The sequence below is a fragment of the Pseudomonas sp. XP2 genome (assembly GCF_053557975.1).
In genome coordinates this window covers 1-13,884 of sequence record NZ_JBNRIK010000053.1, presented here as the reverse complement: position 1 = coordinate 13,884, position 13,884 = coordinate 1, and the positions used below count along the sequence as shown (strand labels likewise).

The 13,884-nt window shown below is 64.7% G+C and carries 16 protein-coding genes and 1 riboswitch; all 16 genes read left to right on the top strand.

The window, feature by feature from the left end; genetic code table 11:
* Positions 1-543 precede the first annotated feature (543 nt).
* The 16 genes from ACK1VC_RS28605 (at position 544) to ACK1VC_RS28530 (ending at position 13,673) form a co-directional block, all read left to right on the top strand.
* Complete coding sequence (locus ACK1VC_RS28605) at positions 544-714, top strand: hypothetical protein (RefSeq protein WP_449118179.1); 171 nt, start codon at positions 544-546, stop codon at positions 712-714.
* A 22-nt stretch (positions 715-736) separates the two neighbouring features.
* A riboswitch (cobalamin riboswitch) is annotated at positions 737-957 on the top strand.
* Positions 958-1,076: 119 nt separating this feature from the next.
* The gene (cobO, locus tag ACK1VC_RS28600; RefSeq protein ID WP_070087056.1) at positions 1,077-1,688 is read left to right on the top strand and encodes a cob(I)yrinic acid a,c-diamide adenosyltransferase; all 612 of its coding nucleotides are present in this window, start codon (positions 1,077-1,079) and stop codon (positions 1,686-1,688) included.
* Positions 1,685-2,980, top strand: coding sequence for a cobyrinate a,c-diamide synthase (locus ACK1VC_RS28595; RefSeq protein ID WP_197884630.1), 1,296 nt, complete (start codon positions 1,685-1,687; stop codon positions 2,978-2,980). Before cobO ends, ACK1VC_RS28595 begins: the two co-directional genes overlap by 4 nt.
* Positions 2,977-3,627: a 5,6-dimethylbenzimidazole synthase gene (bluB, locus tag ACK1VC_RS28590; RefSeq protein WP_060519930.1), complete on the top strand. Its 651-nt coding sequence runs from the start codon at positions 2,977-2,979 to the stop codon at positions 3,625-3,627. Before ACK1VC_RS28595 ends, bluB begins: the two co-directional genes overlap by 4 nt.
* On the top strand, positions 3,624-4,532 hold the full coding sequence (gene cbiB / locus ACK1VC_RS28585) for an adenosylcobinamide-phosphate synthase CbiB (protein WP_449118178.1): 909 nt from the start codon (positions 3,624-3,626) through the stop codon (positions 4,530-4,532). Before bluB ends, cbiB begins: the two co-directional genes overlap by 4 nt.
* Positions 4,525-5,517, top strand: coding sequence for a threonine-phosphate decarboxylase CobD (gene cobD, locus ACK1VC_RS28580; RefSeq protein ID WP_016485278.1), 993 nt, complete (start codon positions 4,525-4,527; stop codon positions 5,515-5,517). The genes cbiB and cobD overlap by 8 nt, the downstream gene beginning before the upstream one ends.
* Positions 5,514-6,968 (top strand): cobyric acid synthase, encoded by a 1,455-nt coding sequence (locus ACK1VC_RS28575; protein ID WP_070087018.1) that lies wholly within the window; start codon positions 5,514-5,516, stop codon positions 6,966-6,968. Before cobD ends, ACK1VC_RS28575 begins: the two co-directional genes overlap by 4 nt.
* A 1-nt stretch (position 6,969) precedes the next feature.
* Positions 6,970-7,491: a bifunctional adenosylcobinamide kinase/adenosylcobinamide-phosphate guanylyltransferase gene (gene cobU / locus ACK1VC_RS28570; protein ID WP_016485280.1), complete on the top strand. Its 522-nt coding sequence runs from the start codon at positions 6,970-6,972 to the stop codon at positions 7,489-7,491.
* Positions 7,488-8,543: a nicotinate-nucleotide--dimethylbenzimidazole phosphoribosyltransferase gene (cobT, locus tag ACK1VC_RS28565; protein WP_096425711.1), complete on the top strand. Its 1,056-nt coding sequence runs from the start codon at positions 7,488-7,490 to the stop codon at positions 8,541-8,543. Before cobU ends, cobT begins: the two co-directional genes overlap by 4 nt.
* Positions 8,540-9,106 (top strand): alpha-ribazole phosphatase family protein, encoded by a 567-nt coding sequence (cobC, locus tag ACK1VC_RS28560; RefSeq protein ID WP_070087016.1) that lies wholly within the window; start codon positions 8,540-8,542, stop codon positions 9,104-9,106. Before cobT ends, cobC begins: the two co-directional genes overlap by 4 nt.
* Before the next feature lies 1 nt (position 9,107).
* Complete coding sequence (locus ACK1VC_RS28555; protein WP_060519921.1) at positions 9,108-9,830, top strand: adenosylcobinamide-GDP ribazoletransferase; 723 nt, start codon at positions 9,108-9,110, stop codon at positions 9,828-9,830.
* 277 nt (positions 9,831-10,107) lie between these two features.
* On the top strand, positions 10,108-11,223 hold the full coding sequence (locus ACK1VC_RS28550; RefSeq protein WP_096426939.1) for a glycoside hydrolase family 5 protein: 1,116 nt from the start codon (positions 10,108-10,110) through the stop codon (positions 11,221-11,223).
* Positions 11,224-11,284: 61 nt separating this feature from the next.
* Positions 11,285-11,689 (top strand): MarR family winged helix-turn-helix transcriptional regulator, encoded by a 405-nt coding sequence (locus ACK1VC_RS28545; protein WP_095117325.1) that lies wholly within the window; start codon positions 11,285-11,287, stop codon positions 11,687-11,689.
* A gap of 64 nt (positions 11,690-11,753) precedes the next feature.
* Positions 11,754-12,956 (top strand): MFS transporter, encoded by a 1,203-nt coding sequence (locus ACK1VC_RS28540; protein ID WP_023049317.1) that lies wholly within the window; start codon positions 11,754-11,756, stop codon positions 12,954-12,956.
* Positions 12,953-13,075 carry a hypothetical protein gene (locus tag ACK1VC_RS28535; protein WP_016485287.1) on the top strand — a complete coding sequence of 41 codons (123 nt, stop codon included), beginning with the start codon at positions 12,953-12,955 and terminating at the stop codon, positions 13,073-13,075. Before ACK1VC_RS28540 ends, ACK1VC_RS28535 begins: the two co-directional genes overlap by 4 nt.
* 46 nt (positions 13,076-13,121) lie before the next feature.
* Entirely contained in the window at positions 13,122-13,673 is a 552-nt protein-coding gene (locus ACK1VC_RS28530) for a glutathione peroxidase (protein ID WP_016485288.1), read from the top strand.
* Positions 13,674-13,884 lie beyond the last annotated feature (211 nt).

The following is a 13,884-nucleotide window of genomic DNA, read 5'->3' as shown; positions in this document are numbered from 1 at the left end:
AGGGAGGTGACGGGCATGGATGCCCGTCAAGCGCTGGGCCCCAGGATGGGGCCTGCAGCGCGGTCCTCCCGGGAGCAAGCCCGGAGCGAGGGGACCCCGGAGCGCAGCGTAGGGGCCGGATGATGGGAGCGCAGCGTTTTTTGGTTACTTTTTGTCGCGTTTGACAAAAAGTGACCCGCCGTAAGGGCGGAAAGGTGATTTGGCGCCACCTTTGAAAATGAATGTTGACTCATTGTTGATGCCCACACCTGAACGCGAACGCGAACGCGAACGCGAACGCGAACGCGAACAGCGAACAGCGAACAGCGAAACAGTGCTGGTTTTTAGCTCGCGCATAGGCCATTTGCGATAGCGACACTAACTCACCTTTTCGCCCTTACGGCGAGTCACTTTTTGTCAGACGCGACAAAAAGTAACCAAAAAACGCTGCGCTCCCATCATCCGGCCCCTACGCTGCGCTCCGGGGTTCCCTCACTGCGGCCTCGCTCCCGGGAGGACCGCGCTGCAGGCCCCATCCTGGGGCCCAGCGCTTGACGGGCATCCATGCCCGTCACCTCCCTCCGCAAGGCCTGCGTTCGGCCTCCTGAAGTCGCGAAGATCAAGATCAAGATCAAGATCAAGATCAAGATCAAGATCAAGATCAAGATCAAGATCAAGATCAAGATCAAGATCAAGATCAAAAGCTTACGTTGCTGCAGCAACCACTTCAATTGACGCTCCCGGTGCAACCCTCTAACCTTCGCGGCGTGTTTCAGGTGCCCTGCCAGCCCCCACTGGGCAGGGTGAAACTGGGAAGCCGGTGGGCGCCAGCATGGCGCGATTCCGGCGCTGCCCCCGCAACGGTAGGTGAGTAGAAGGCCGCGCAGGGCCACTGGATGCCAGCATCCGGGAAGGCGCGCAGGTTTGGGCCAAGGCCCGCTCACAAGCCCGGAGACCGGCCTGAAACTGTCAACGGCATCACGGAGGGTGATGCGCGGTGCACCGTGGCGCCCTGCCATGGCCCCTGCGCGCTCTCCGTCTGCCTGCCTATTCCCTGTCGCCACGCGTGCCGTGGTGCCAGCCTGCGGAGAACCCTGATGAGCGAAGCCACCGAACGCGACGAACGTCACCTGGCGCGCATGCAGCGCAAGAAGGCGGTCATCGACGAACGCATCGCCAATTCCCCCAACGAATGCGGCTTGCTGCTGGTGCTGACCGGCAATGGCAAAGGCAAGAGCAGCTCTGCCTTCGGCATGCTCGCCCGCGCCCTGGGCCATGGCATGCAGTGTGGAGTGGTGCAGTTCATCAAAGGCCGTAACAGCACCGGCGAAGAGCTGTTTTTCCGCCGCTTCCCCGAGCAGGTTCGCTATCACGTGATGGGTGAGGGCTTTACCTGGGAAACCCAGGACCGCCAGCGTGACATCGCTGCCGCCGAAGCCGCCTGGGCGGTGTCGCGGCAGTTGCTGCAGGATCCAAGTGTGCAGTTCGTAGTGCTGGATGAGCTGAATATCGCCCTCAAGCATGGCTACCTCGACCTGGACCAGGTCCTGTCCGACATCCAGGGCCGTCCGCCCATGCAGCACGTGATCGTGACTGGCCGCGCTGCAAAGCCCGAGATGATCGAATTGGCCGATACCGTGACCGAGATGGGCATGCTCAAGCACGCCTTCCAGGCCGGTATCCGTGCACAGAAGGGCGTCGAGCTGTGAGTCAATCGCGCCACTGCCCCGCGGTGTTGATCGCGGCACCGGCCTCTGGCCAGGGCAAGACCACCGTCACTGCTGCTTTGGCCCGCCTGCACCGCAACCTCGGGCGCAAGGTGAGGGTGTTCAAGTGTGGCCCCGACTTTCTGGACCCGATGATTCTCGAGCGGGCCAGTGGCGCGCCGGTGTACCAGCTGGATTTGTGGATGATCGGAGCCGAGGAAAGCCGCCGCCTGCTGTGGGAAGCCGCCGGCGAGGCCGACCTGATCCTGATCGAAGGGGTCATGGGATTGTTCGACGGCACCCCGTCCAGTGCTGACCTGGCGCGCCACTTCGGCGTGCCAGTGCTGGCTGTGATCGACGGTACGGCCATGGCCCAGACCTTCGGCGCCCTGGCCCTGGGCCTGGCGCGTTACCAGGCCGACCTGCCGTTCGCCGGCGTACTGGCCAACCGCGTGGGCAGCCTGCGCCACGCGCAGCTGCTCGAAGGTAGCCTGACCGAGGGCCTGCGCTGGTATGGCGGCTTGTCCCGTGAGCGCGGCATTGAATTGCCCAGCCGTCATCTTGGGCTGGTTCAGGCCAGCGAGCTGAACGACCTGGATACCCGCCTAGATGCCGCCGCCGAGGCGCTTGCCGCCAGCTGCGACGCCGCGATGCCTCCGCCGGTGACCTTTGTCGGCCCCGAGCCGCAGGTGCGTGCTGCCTCGCTGGACGGTGTGCGCATTGGTGTGGCGCGAGACGAAGCGTTCGCGTTCACCTATGGTGCCAACCTTGAGCTGCTGCGCAGCCGGGGCGCGCAGCTGGAATTCTTCTCGCCGCTGCACGACCGTGAACTGCCAGTGGTGGACAGCCTGTACCTCCCGGGTGGCTATCCCGAACTGCATCACCACGCCCTGGCTGCCAATGCGCCAATGAGCGAGGCAATCCGCGCCCATCATGCTCAGGGCAAGCCGTTGCTGGCTGAATGTGGCGGCATGCTGTACCTGCTCGATGCCCTGACTGACGTCGCCGGCGAGCGTGCCGAACTGCTCGGCCTGCTACCAGGCGAGGCGACCATGCAAAAGCGCCTGGCGGCCCTGGCCTTGCAGGCGGTGGAGCTGCCGGAAGGTACCCTGCGCGGCCATACCTATCACCACTCGCTAACCAGCACGCCGCTGGAACCGATCGCCCGAGGCCTCAGCCCCAACGGCGGGCGGGGCAACGAAGCGGTGTATCGCCTGGGTCGGCTGACGGCCTCTTACGTGCACTTCTACTTCCCCTCCAACCCTGATGCGGCGGCGGCGCTGTTGCGACCATGAGCGAACACGCCTACAGCGCCGCCGAACGCGCTGCGATCTATCGGGCTATCGGTGAGCGTCGCGACATGCGCCATTTTGCCGGTGGCCAGGTTGCGCCAGCACTGCTGGGCCGCTTGCTGGCCGCCGCACACCAGGCGCCTAGCGTCGGTTTGATGCAGCCCTGGCGTTTCATTCGCATCACCCAGCGTGACCTGCGTACCCGCATCCAGGCCTTGGTGGAGGCGGAGCGTCTGCGCACTGCCGAGGCATTGGGCGAGCGGGCTGATGACTTCATGAAGCTGAAGGTAGAAGGCATCAATGACTGTGCCGAGCTGCTGGTAGCGGCCTTGATGGACAACCGCGAGCCGCACATCTTCGGCCGTCGCACCCTGCCGGAGATGGACCTGGCCTCGCTGGCCTGCGCCATTCAGAACCTGTGGCTGGCGGCCCGTGGCGAAGGGCTGGGCATGGGCTGGGTGTCGCTGTTCGACCCTCTGGCGCTGGCAGCACTGCTGGGTATGCCGGAAGGGGCCAAACCGGTGGCGGTGCTGTGCCTGGGACCCGTGACCGAATTTTACCCTGCACCCATGCTGGTGCTGGAAAACTGGGCCGAAGAACGGCCTTTGAGTGACATGTTGTACGAAAACCAATGGGGAGAGCGCCAATGAGCGTGGCCTTGCTGACCATGGCCGGGGTGGCCCTGGATGCCTTGCTGGGCGAACCGCAGCGGCGCCACCCGCTGGTGGCCTTCGGCAATATGGTCGGTAACCTGGAGCGCCGCCTGAATGCAGGTGGCCGCGGCTGGCGCAGCCACGGCGTGAGTGCGTGGTTTCTGGCGGTGGTGCCGCTGACCCTGGTGGCGCTGATCCTGTCCTGGCTGCCGTACATCGGCTGGCTGGTGGATGTGCTGGCGCTGTACTGCGCCCTGGGCCTGCGCAGTTTGGGCGAACATGTGCTGCCGGTGGCCAACGCCTTGCGCCAGGGCGACCTGGAGGAAGCCCGGCGCCGCGTCGGCTACCTGGTCAGCCGCGAAACCCGGGAGCTGGACGAGCCCGCCGTGGCCCGCGCAGCCACCGAGTCGGTACTGGAAAACGGCAGTGACGCGGTGTTCGCCGCGCTGTTCTGGTTTGTGGTGGCCGGCGCGCCGGGCGTGGTGCTGTACCGCCTGAGCAACACCCTGGATGCCATGTGGGGGTATCGCAACGAACGCTTCGAGCGCTTCGGCTGGTGCGCGGCGCGCATTGATGATGTGCTCAACTATATTCCCGCAAGGCTGGTGGCGCTGACTTACGCACTGCTGGGCAAGACCCGCCTGGCGCTGGCTTGCTGGCGCAAGCAGGGCCCGCTGTGGGACAGCCCCAACGCCGGACCGGTGATGGCCGCCGGTGCCGGAGCACTCGGTGTAGCCCTGGGCGGCCCGGCTGTTTACCACGGCGAACTGCATGAGCGGCCACGCCTGGGCGAAGGGCCGATGGCTGACGCCGATGCCATCGAGCGTGGCTGGAGCCTGGTGCAGCGCGGCGTGTGGCTGTGGCTGTTGTTGATCTGCCTGGGGGCTTACATCAATGCTTGAACACGGTGGCCGCCTGCTGCGTGCGGTGCAACATTACGGTATCCCTCGCGAGCAGTGGCTCGACCTGTCCAGCGGCATCGCGCCCTGGCCGTTCCCGATCCCGCCGATACCTACAGATGCCTGGGCTCGCCTGCCTGAGACCGAAGACGGCCTGGAGGCGGCGGCACGCGGGTATTACGGCGCCCGCGAGCTGCTGCCGGTGGCGGGTTCCCAGGCGGCGATCCAGGCTTTGCCGCTGCTGCGTGCGGCTGGCCGGGTAGGGGTGCTGTCGCCGTGCTATGCCGAACACCCGTATGCCTGGCATCGGGCGGGCCATCATCTGGTCGAGCTGGATGAAACGCAGGTCGAGGCGATGCTCGACAGCCTCGACGTGCTGGTGCTGGTCAACCCCAATAACCCGACCGGGCAGCGGGTACCGCGTGAGCGCCTGCTGGGCTGGCACGCGCGCCTGGCTGCACGCGGTGGCTGGCTGTTGGTCGACGAAGCGTTCATGGACAACACCCCGGCGGATGGCGTGGTCGATTGCGCCGACCTCCCGGGGCTGATCGTGCTGCGATCATTCGGCAAGTTCTTTGGGCTGGCCGGGGTACGCCTGGGCTTCGTCGCCGCCGAGCGCAGCCTGTTGCTGCGCCTGGCCGAGCTGCTTGGCCCGTGGACGGTCAACGGGCCAACCCGGGTGCTGGCCCAGGCAAGCCTGGCCGACAAGCCTGCCCAGCGCGTGCAGATTGAACGTTGCGCTGCCGCCAGCCAGCGCTTGGCAACAATGCTGTCCAGCACCGGCCTTGCCCCCAGCGGCGGCTGTGACCTGTTCCAGTACGTGCGCAGCGAGCGCGCCGTGCAGTTGCATGACTTTCTTGCCCGCCGCGGCATCCTGGTGCGCTTGTTCGAACACCCACCGGCCGTGCGCCTGGGGCTGCCTGAATGTGCGGCGGACGAACAGCGCCTCGCCCAGGCCCTGGCGGACTTTCCAAAGGAATCGGCATGACCACCCTCATGGTGCAAGGCACCACCTCCGACGCTGGCAAGAGCACGCTGGTAACTGCCCTGTGCCGCTGGCTGTTGCGCCAAGGCGTTGGCGTGGTGCCGTTCAAGCCACAGAACATGGCACTGAACAGCGCGGTAACTGCCGACGGCGGTGAAATTGGCCGCGCCCAGGCGGTGCAGGCGCAGGCTTGCCGGCTGGCACCCCATACCGACATGAACCCCGTGTTGCTCAAACCCAACAGCGATACCGGCGCTCAGGTGATCATCCACGGCCGTGCGGTCACCAGCATGAACGCGGTGGCTTACCACGACTACAAAGCCATCGCCATGCAGGCGGTGCTGGCTTCGCACCAGCGCCTGAGTGCCGCCTGGCCGGTGGTCATGGTCGAAGGCGCGGGGTCGCCAGCGGAGATCAACCTGCGTGCCGGAGACATCGCCAACATGGGGTTTGCCGAGGCGGTGGACTGCCCGGTGATCCTGGTTGCCGACATCAACCGCGGCGGGGTGTTCGCCCACCTGGTGGGCACGCTGGAATTGCTGTCGCCCAGTGAGCAGGCGCGGGTCAAAGGCTTTGTCATCAACCGCTTCCGTGGCGATATCGCTTTATTGCAGCCGGGGCTGGACTGGCTGGAGCAACGCACCGGCAAGCCAGTGCTGGGGGTGCTGCCTTATGTCACCGACCTGCACCTGGAAGCCGAAGACGGCATCGATGTGCGCCAAGGCGCCAAAAGCGAGCGCGTGCTCAAGGTGATTGTGCCGGTATTGCCGCGCATCAGTAACCATACCGACTTCGACCCGTTGCGCCTGCATCCGCAGGTGGACCTGCAGTTCATTGGCCCGGGCCAGCCGATCCCGGCTGCAGACCTGATCATCCTGCCGGGCTCCAAGAGCGTACGCAGTGACCTGGCACAGCTGCGCGAGCGTGGGTGGGATAAAGCCATCGAGCGGCACCTGCGTTACGGTGGCAAGCTGATCGGGATCTGCGGCGGCCTGCAGATGCTGGGCCGCGAAGTGCATGACCCGCTGGGTCTGGAAGGGGCTCCCGGCTCAAGCGCTGGGCTTGGCCTGCTCGATTACGCCACGGTGCTGGAGGCCGAGAAGCAACTGCGCAACGTTGCCGGTACGCTGAAGCTTGAAGCAGTGCCGGTGGCCGGCTATGAAATTCACGCTGGCGTCACCACGGGGCCGGCCCTCGAACAGCCAGCGGTACAGCTCGCCGATGGCCGCTGCGAGGGTGCTGTGAGCGCCGATGGCCAGATCCTCGCCACCTACCTGCACGGCCTGTTCGAAGGCAGCCAGTCGTGTGCTGCGCTGCTACGTTGGGCTGGCCTGGAGGAGGTGCAAAGCATCGATTACGAAGCCTTGCGTGAACGCGACATAGAGCGCCTGGCCGACCTGGTGGAAAAACACCTGGACACGGCGCACTTGCGCCAACTGTGTGGGGTGGCCTGACATGCGCAACCTTATTCTCGGCGGGGCCCGTTCCGGCAAGAGTCGCCTGGCCGAACAGCTGGCCAGTGCAAGCGGCCTGCCGGTAACCTACATCGCCACCAGCCAGCCTCTGGATGGTGAAATGAGTGAACGCGTGTCGCTGCACCGTCAGCGCCGCCCCGCCGATTGGGGGCTGATCGAAGAGCCGTTGGCCCTGGCGGCAGTACTGCGTACCGAAGCGGCCGAAGGGCGCTGCCTGCTGGTGGACTGCCTGACCCTGTGGCTGACCAATCTGCTGATGCTGGAAGACGACCAGCGCCTGGCCGAGGAGCGTGACGCCCTGCTGGCCTGCCTGGAGCAGTTGCCTGGCACCCTCATTCTGGTCAGCAACGAAACTGGCCTGGGCGTCGTGCCCATGGGCGAGCTGACCCGGCGCTATGTCGACCTGGCCGGCTGGCTGCACCAGGCCGTGGCCGAACGCTGCCAGCGCGTGGTGCTGACCGTAGCCGGCCTGCCCCTAATGCTCAAAGGAGCTGCACTATGACTCAAGCCTGGTGGCGTGACGCCTGCCATTCTCTCGACAACGCCGCCATGGATCAGGCTCGTGCCCGTCAGCAACAGCTGACCAAACCTGCTGGCTCACTCGGGCAACTGGAAGGCCTGGCCGTTCAGCTGGCGGGCCTGCAAGGGCGTGAACGGCCAGCCCTGGATCAGGCCGCCATCAGCATTTTCGCGGGTGACCACGGCGTGGTCGAAGAAGGTATCTCGGCCTACCCGCAGGCGGTGACCGGTCAGATGCTGCGCAACTTCGTCGGCGGTGGTGCGGCGATCAGCGTACTGGCGCGCCAGCTGCAGGCCAGCCTTGAGGTGGTCGACCTTGGCACCATCGATCCTCATCTGGAACTGCCCGGTGTGCGCCACCTGCGCCTGGGGGCCGGCACGGCCAACTTCGCCCGCCAGCCAGCGATGACCGAGGGGCAGTTGCACGCAGCCTTGCAGGCAGGCCGCGACAGCGCCCTGCGTGCCGCTGAACAGGGGGCGCAGCTGTTCATTGGCGGCGAGATGGGGATTGGCAACACCACGGCCGCTGCGGCCTTGGCCAGCGTCCTGCTAGGCTGCCCGCCTGCTGAACTCAGCGGCCCGGGCACCGGCCTGGACAACGCTGGCGTGCGGCACAAGGCCGAGGTCATCGAGCGGGCGCTGAACCTGCATGGCCTGCAGGCCGCAGATCCATTGCAGGCACTGGGTTGTGTCGGCGGTTTCGAGATCGCGGCATTGGCCGGGGCTTATATCGGCTGCGCGCAGGCGGGCATCGCCGTGCTGGTGGACGGTTTCATTTGTAGCGTTGCCGCCCTGGTGGCGGTGCGCCTCAACCCGCAGTGCCGGGCGTGGTTGCTGTTTGCCCATCAGGGCGCGGAGCCTGGGCACAAGGCTTTGCTGGATGCGTTGCAGGCCGAACCGCTATTGGCATTGGGCCTGCGCCTGGGCGAGGGCAGTGGTGCTGCGTTGGCCGTGCCGTTGTTGCGCCTGGCCTGTGCGCTGCACGGGCAGATGGCGACCTTTGCCGAGGCCGCCGTGGCGGACCGCCCGGCATGATCCTCGACCTGCTGCGCCACGGCGAAACGGAACAGGGCGGCTTGCGCGGTAGCCTGGACGATGCCCTCACTGACAAGGGCTGGGCGCAGATGCGCAGCGCCGTGGCCGAAGCGGGCCCGTGGCAGGTGCTGGTCAGTTCGCCGCTGCAGCGCTGTGCGCGTTTTGCCGATGAACTGGGTCGGCGGCTGGATTTGACCGTGCAACGCGAAGCAGGTTTGCAAGAGCTGCATTTTGGTGACTGGGAAGGCCGTAGTGCAGCGCAGATCATGGAAGACCAGGCGGATGCCCTGGGGCGCTTTTGGGCAGACCCCTACGCCTGCACCCCGCCCAACGGCGAACCGGTGCAGGCATTCGCCGAGCGGGTGCTGGCCGCTGTCGAGCGTTTGAGCCGCCAGCATGCGGGTAAGCGGGTGCTGCTGGTCACCCATGGCGGGGTGATGCGGTTATTGCTGGCCCGGGCGCGAGGCCTGCCGAAGGAGCAGTTGTTGCAGGTTGAAGTCGGGCACGGGGCGCTGGTGCGGCTGGTGATGGGTGGCGACGGTCAACTGGCCGAGGAACACTGAGATGTTGCCGTTCTGGATCGCCTTGCAGTTTCTCAGCAGCTTGCCCGTGAGCCTGCCGGGCATGCCGGAACCGCGTGAGCTGGGGCGTTCGCTGCTGTTCTACCCGCTGGTCGGGCTGTTGTTCGGGCTGCTGCTGTGGCTGGCCAGCCTTCTGCTGCAGGGTACGCCAGCGCCGCTGCATGCGGCATTGCTGCTGACGTTGTGGGTATTGCTCAGTGGCGCCTTGCACCTGGATGGTCTGGCTGACAGTGCCGACGCCTGGCTGGGTGGTTTCGGCGACCGTGAGCGCACCTTGCAGATCATGAAAGACCCCCGTAGCGGGCCGATTGCCGTGGTCACCCTGGTGCTGGTGCTGTTGCTGAAGTTTTGCGCCTTGTGGGTGTTGGTTGAGCAGGGCATCGGGGCGCAGTTGCTGCTGGCTCCCTTGATCGGCCGGGCGGCGATGTTGGGCCTGTTCCTCTGTACACCCTATGTGCGGCCTGGCGGGTTGGGCCAGGCGTTGGCCGAGCACTTGCCCCGACGTATAGCCGGGTGGGTGCTGCTGGGCAGTGCGCTGTTCTGCCTGGTCTTGGGCGGCTGGGTGGCAGTGCTGGCGCTGGCCATGTTTGCCTGGTTGCGGCACCTCATTTGCCGACGCCTGGGTGGAACTACCGGGGATACAGCTGGCGCGATGCTGGAGTTGCTCGAACTGGTTGTCGTGCTTGGATTGGCGCTAGGCCTTTGAAGTCGGTCGAAATCTAAAAGCCTGGGCGCGTTGTGAAGGCCACTGGCCTGCTGTGGAAGCTGGCTTGCCTGCGAACACGGGCAAAGCCCGTGCCATCGGTGCCTTTGTCTGTGGGGTGGGTGCAGTAACTTCCGGCAACGGTTCGGTAAGTCCTGCAGCTTCTCTGCCAGCGTATCCTCTGCCTCCCCCCATACGACCCGGTAGGCCTCCCGTGCGAAACTGGATCTTTGCCAGTCTGTTGATGCTGCCCAACCTCCCAGCCACCGCCGCAGACCTCATGGCGTTCTGGGATGCCCCTCGCCACGGCGGTAACAGCTTCAACCGGCTGCCACCCGATCAAGCCTATTTCGATGCCCTGAAGGGGTATGGCGCCACATGGGTGCGGCTGTCGTACGACAAATGGCAACCGGTACAACGTGATTTCCTGCTCGGCAATGCCGACGCTTATGCAGGCCTGCCCGCCGCCGACCTGGCTACGCTGCGCGCCACCCTTGACCGTGCTCATCAGGCGGGGCTCAAGGTGGTCATTGCCCCACTCTCGCTACCCGGTATGCGCTGGTCGCAAAACAACCAGGGCCAATTCGATGATCGATTGTGGCAAGACAAGCGCTACTGGTCCCAGGCCATGGCCTTCTGGCGAGACATGGCACGTGAACTGAAAGGCCACCCGGCCATTGGCGCCTACAACCTGATCAATGAGCCCGCCCCGGAAAAACTGGGCGGCTTGGCCGAACACGCTGAACCGGGGCAAATGCAGCAGTGGTATGTGCGAGCGCAGGGCACCGCGCGCGATCTGCCGTTGCTGTACCGGCAACTGATAGCGGCCATTCGCGAGCAGGACACTGACACACCGGTCATGGTCGATGCAGGTTGGTTTGCTGCCGCAGACGCCTTCGACTACTGGCCTGCTCCCCTGGAAGACCCGCGAGTGTTGTACAGCGTGCACATGTACGAGCCCTATGCCGCTACCAGTGCGCCCAACATGACGCGCAAGCACCCCATCGCCTATCCGGGCGCCGCACCGTTTGCCGGGCAAACCCAGCAATGGGATGGGGCGCGAGTTGAACGCTACTTGCGCCAGCCGTTGGCATGGGCCGAAGCCATGGGCCTGCCGCGGTCGCGCCTGGTGGTAGGCGAGTTTGGCTGCATGCGCAGGCTATCGGGTTGCCGGCAATACCTTGAAGACGTACTCACCGTGCTGGATCGCAATCAGTTGCATTGGGCTTTCTATAGCTTCCGTGAAGACAACTGGGACGGCATGGACTACGAACTGGGTTCGGCGAAGGTGCCGTGGCGCTACTGGCAGGCGATCGAGCAAGGTACGCCAGACCCATTGCCGCGCACAGCAACGGTTGAGTTCGAGCCTATACGAAAGCGCTTGAACCCGGACTGACACTCATCACCCATTGTGAAATCTCTTGCAACAGTCATGACGCGGGTATATACACGTATCCATGCTGACCAGTGAATGCATCTGTACCCATCTGCGTCGCGCCGCCCGCGGGGTGAGCCGGCATTATGACGAGGCCCTTGCCGGCTTCGGGGTCAATGTCGCGCAGTTTTCCCTGCTAAGGCACCTGCAGCGGCTCGACCGCCCCAGCATCACCACCTTGGCCGAAGCCATGGGCCTGGAGCGCAGTACCCTGGGGCGTAACCTGCGGGTACTGGAGGCGGAAGGGCTGGTGGCCCTGGCCGAAGGCGAGGACCAGCGCAACCGCGTGGTGCTGCTGACTGCGGCCGGGGCGCAGCTGCTGCATGCCGCGCACCCAGCCTGGGAACAAGCCCAGATCGAACTGGTGGAGCGGTTGGGCGCCGGGCAGCGGGATGAACTGGTGCGTTTGCTGGACCAATTGGCCTGAATTGATACGACCATAAGCGGGTATATACCCGTAAAAACCTTGCGATGTGCTGGAGATAACGACAATGACTTCGGTGTGGCGAACCAGCGGGTGGGTACTGGTGGGGGCGGCTTTGATTCTGGCGCTGTCTCTGGGGGTACGGCATGGCTTTGGCCTGTTTCTGGGGCCGATGAGCGCCGATTTTGGCTGGGGGCGTGGGGTATTCGCCTTTGCCATTGCCCTGCAGAACCTGATCTGGGGGCTGGCGCAACCGTTTGCCGGTGCCTTGGCCGACCGTATGGGGGCCGCACGGGTAGTGATCATCGGCGGCATTCTGTACGCCGTCGGTTTGATCCTCATGGGCATGGCAGACTCTGCCTGGTCGTTGTCGCTCAGTGCCGGTTTGCTGATCGGCATCGGCCTGTCCGGCACATCGTTCTCGGTCATCCTCGGCGTGGTCGGGCGTGCGGTGCCGGCCGAGAAGCGCAGCATGGCCATGGGCATTGCCAGCGCGGCCGGTTCCTTTGGCCAGTTCGCCATGCTGCCGGGCACTCTCGGCCTGATCCAGTGGCTGGGGTGGTCCGCAGCGTTGCTGGTGCTGGGCCTGATGGTGGCGTTCATCGTGCCCTTTGTTGGCCTGTTGCGCGACCGCCCGCTGCCCAGCCATGGCACCGAACAGACCCTGGGCCAGGCGCTGCGCGAAGCGTGCTCGCATTCGGGCTTCTGGTTGCTGGCGCTGGGTTTCTTCGTGTGTGGTTTCCAGGTGGTGTTCATTGGCGTGCATCTGCCGGCCTACCTGGTTGACCAACACCTGGCCGCGACCACCGGTACCACGGTGCTGGCGCTGGTCGGCCTGTTCAATATCGTGGGTACTTTCACCGCTGGCTGGCTGGGCGGGCGCATGTCCAAGCCGCGCCTGCTGACCGGGCTGTACCTGCTGCGTGCAGTGGTGATCGTGCTGTTCCTCTGGGCGCCGGTGAGTGCTTTCAGTGCCTATCTGTTCGGCATTGCCATGGGCCTGTTGTGGTTGTCCACGGTCCCGCTGACCAATGGCACCGTGGCTACGGTGTTCGGGGTGCGTAACTTGTCCATGCTCGGCGGTATCGTTTTCCTTTTCCACCAGCTGGGTGCGTTCCTGGGTGGCTGGTTGGGCGGGGTGGTGTATGACCGCACCGGTAGCTATGACCTGGTCTGGCAGATTTCCATCCTGCTCAGTTTGCTGGCCGCTGCCCTGAACTGGCCCGTGCGCGAACGGCCGGTGGCGCGCCTGCAGGCCCAGGCTGTATGAAGCGCTACCTGGGCCGGGGGTTGCTGGCCTTTGGCGCGCTGGCGCTGCTGGTGTTGGCGTGGTGGGGCTGGCACAGGGGCGGGATGGCGTTGATGCAACTGGGCATGAGTGTTTGTTAGGCGCTACCCTGCAAGCTCAAGGGTTGTCTAGCAGGAGAAACGAATCATGCGTGCTCATTGGTTGACAGTGCCGTTGTTGGCCGTGCTTGCCAGCACATCGAGTTGGGCTGCCGATTGCCCGGCGTTGTTGCAAGGCAGCCTGCCGGAATTGCGTGGCAAGGGGCCGATCGACCTGTGCCAGCGCTTTGGCGGGAAGCCTTTGGTGGTGGTCAATACGGCCAGCTATTGTGGTTTTGCACCACAGTTCGAGGGGCTTCAGTCGACTTACAAGGAATATCACGAGCAAGGTCTGGAAATGCTTGGCGTGCCATCCAATGATTTCAAGCAGGAAGATACCGATAGCGAGAAGACTGCCAAGGTTTGCTATGCCAACTATGGCGTTACCTTCACCATGACCAAGACGCAGGCGGTGCGCGGCAAGGATGCGATACCGCTGTTCGCTGAGTTGGCGAGCCAGAGCAGTGCGCCGAAGTGGAATTTCTACAAGTACGTTGTCGATCGTAAGGGCAAGGTGATCGGTAACTTCTCCAGCCTGACCAAACCGGATGATCCCGAATTCCGCGCAGCCATCGAGAAGGCCATTTCCTCACAGCAGTAATCTCGCTGCTCTTGCTCTTGCTCTTGCTCTTGCTCTTGCTCTTGCTCTTGCTCTTGCTCTTGCTCTTGCTTTGGCTTCTAAGTGCGCGGTAGTTCAGGCAACGCAGATTGCGACTTCAGGAGGCCGAGCGCAGGGCTTGCGGAGGGAGGTGACGGGCATGGATGCCCGTCAAGCGCTGGGCCCCAGGATGGGGCCTGCAGCGCGGTCCTCC